Origin of the sequence: Acetobacter suratthaniensis, from assembly GCF_017377745.1 — a bacterium.
Taxonomy (GTDB): domain Bacteria; phylum Pseudomonadota; class Alphaproteobacteria; order Acetobacterales; family Acetobacteraceae; genus Acetobacter; species Acetobacter suratthaniensis.
In genome coordinates, this window is record NZ_JAFVMG010000053.1 from 1 (window position 1) to 1,037 (window position 1,037).

The window sequence follows — 1,037 nt, forward strand, 5'->3', positions numbered from 1 at the left end:
ACATGCTATAGTTGTGTGCAAAAACCTCAATGCCAATCAGTGGAATGGTACCGTGACGGCCACTGTTTAACGCTTCAAGTATTCCAGAGAACGACCATCGTTGCTCCAATTGTTTTCGGAAGCTCTTATTTTCAAGCGGGTCGGTCCTGTAGACGCGCTTATCGCGAAGCGTTGCCATCACGCGAGAACTGCCATCGCTGCCAGAGCAATTGAAGAGACGTTCGCATGGCTCGGCTTTTAAGGCTGCCTGCCTGTCATAGACAGCGCCGAGCAGCTCCCAATACTCGTGGAGCAATTCCGGACGTTGCTCTTCAGAAGCAGTTGCCAGAAAAGCCACCTTAGCGAACGTCTCATAAACGACCCGGATTATGACCTCGGCATCCCAGACGAGCCCATTTACTATAAGACAATATGCTGCCTGAGTGCGGTCTTGCTGAAATTGGTTCAGCACCCGCAGCGTCTCGGAATACAAGGTTTCTTCTGGATTTTTTGTAAAAACTTGAAAGTGGTAGTCCTTGATGATTCGCATGCACTCAACAAATTTCACGAATAATGGCTTACTCGTGGCGAGTGCCGTCTCTGATATCTGCATGTCTTCGTGCCTTTGCTGCTAACTAGGATTTTCCACTTTCCATTCTAGCTCAATTCTGCGTCGCCAGATCACTGAGGGCAGTTTTTAATTCCGTGCCACATCGGATTGAACTGGGAGATTTGGGCTGAGTAGCTGGTAATCAGCTCTCTAAGATCGCGAACGATCAGTCCCTGCGTGAACGGGTATTCCTGCGACCACCTCAAAACGGCTTGAGTTGACCGACAGCTGTGATGAACGTGAGCGCTGCGAATGGCTGATTTTGGTCTTCTTTTCCCCATAACCGGACATTCCGTTCCCCCCCCCCTTTACTGACGAAGCACAGACATCAATCACAATGATGTCGTTGGGCGAGACGACTCTAGTTAGTGATCCGGCTCGGTGTCAGTGTGCATATCGTCGCTCAGTTCACGATTGACCCATATCCACAGAAACAGACGAGAGTGAG

Annotated in this window: 1 protein-coding gene; it reads right to left on the reverse strand. The window is 49.9% G+C overall.

Annotation, left to right across the window (positions count from 1 at the left end; genetic code table 11):
- The coding region (locus J2D75_RS14260) for a hypothetical protein (RefSeq protein WP_207855454.1) at positions 1–592 on the reverse strand (592 nt) is incomplete at its 3' end.
- Between the last annotated feature and the right edge of the window lie 445 nt (positions 593–1,037).